This is a genomic window from Thermogutta sp. (assembly GCF_014359955.1).
In the GTDB taxonomy this organism is placed as follows: Bacteria; Planctomycetota; Planctomycetia; order Pirellulales; family Thermoguttaceae; genus Thermogutta.
In genome coordinates, this window is sequence record NZ_JACIYL010001078.1 from 1 (window position 1) to 1131 (window position 1131).

The 1131-nt window shown below is 57.7% G+C and carries 2 protein-coding genes; both read left to right on the plus strand.

Features of this window, described 5'->3' with window-relative positions; genetic code table 11:
* Positions 1-567, plus strand: a 567-nt coding sequence (locus H5U08_RS19485; RefSeq protein ID WP_297037048.1) for a hypothetical protein, incomplete at its 5' end; no start/stop codon positions are given.
* A 119-nt stretch (positions 568-686) separates the two neighbouring features.
* The coding region (locus H5U08_RS19490) for a GTPase (RefSeq protein WP_297037050.1) at positions 687-1131 on the plus strand (445 nt) is incomplete at its 3' end.

Genomic DNA, 1131 nt, shown 5'->3' on the forward strand with positions numbered 1-1131 from the left:
CGAGAAAGATTTTCCCAGAGCCTACCAGAACCGGCATCTAAAGAGGCGACTTCTGGTCAAAGGCCGTTTTCCCCCGAGCAAACTCATGATCTGATCGAAAAAGTTCTTGCCCAGTCCTGGCCAGAAGCTTCGAGTCAATGGCAAGAGGCCGTGCGAGAAGACGTGGAGAAGTTTCTCGAAGAGAATCCAGGCTTCGCGCGGTGGATGGCCATTCTGGACGACGCTGTTTGGACTGTGGGGACCGGCCTGTTCGTGGTGGACCTGTTGACGACCGGTGGCGTGGTCTGGACCATCGGGGGATGGACGTTAGGAGGAGTTGGGGGCAGCGTACTGGCCCATAAGGTCCGTAAAGGCTTGCTCGAGAAACTCCACGAGATTGGCCAAAGAGCCCACGAGGCCTGGGTGGCTCAGCGATCGCGCGAATTGCAACCCTTCCTGGAAAAACACTTCTTTGAACCCCTGTTTGAACCGTGGCTCGCAGACGTTCGAAAGGTCCCGCTTAATGAAATCGAGGACAGCCTCCAGGCGTGTGAAAAACTGAATCAACTTGTCAGGGCAACACGCTGAGGGGACTGAGGGGCCGTTCGTCAAACTGACGTGAGCCGGGACAGGAGGGGAGCGAGGTTTATCTCGACAACAAACACGCATGCCCACAATTGAGCAAGACAATCGGAGGTATTTTGCGAATGACGGTGCAGCAGTCCTCTCCATCACACAATGACCAGCCCGTTTGGGTCGAGCAGCTTATCGCGGAGGCCGAGACGATCCAGCGGACGGTAGGAAAAATCCACGGGGGCCGGTGGGTCAGTGGCCTGTGCGAAGCTCTGGACGTGGCGGTGCGGGAGTTGCGCCAGGGGCGTCCCCAGGGTGTCGCTCTCGTGACGTTAGTGGGCGGGACCGGCGTGGGAAAATCAACGCTCTTTAATGCTCTCATCGAGAAATCCAATGCCAGCCCGGTCTCGCACGATCGACGTTGTTTTACCGACAGGCCCTATGTGGCCGTTCACCCGGCGGACCGCGCTCTGCTTGACTTCCCGGAAGAATGGCAGCCGGTTTATGTGGATATCCCGATCAGGGGTTGGGCGATTTGCGATGCGCCAGATATCAACGGCGTTCTCGAATCGAACCGGC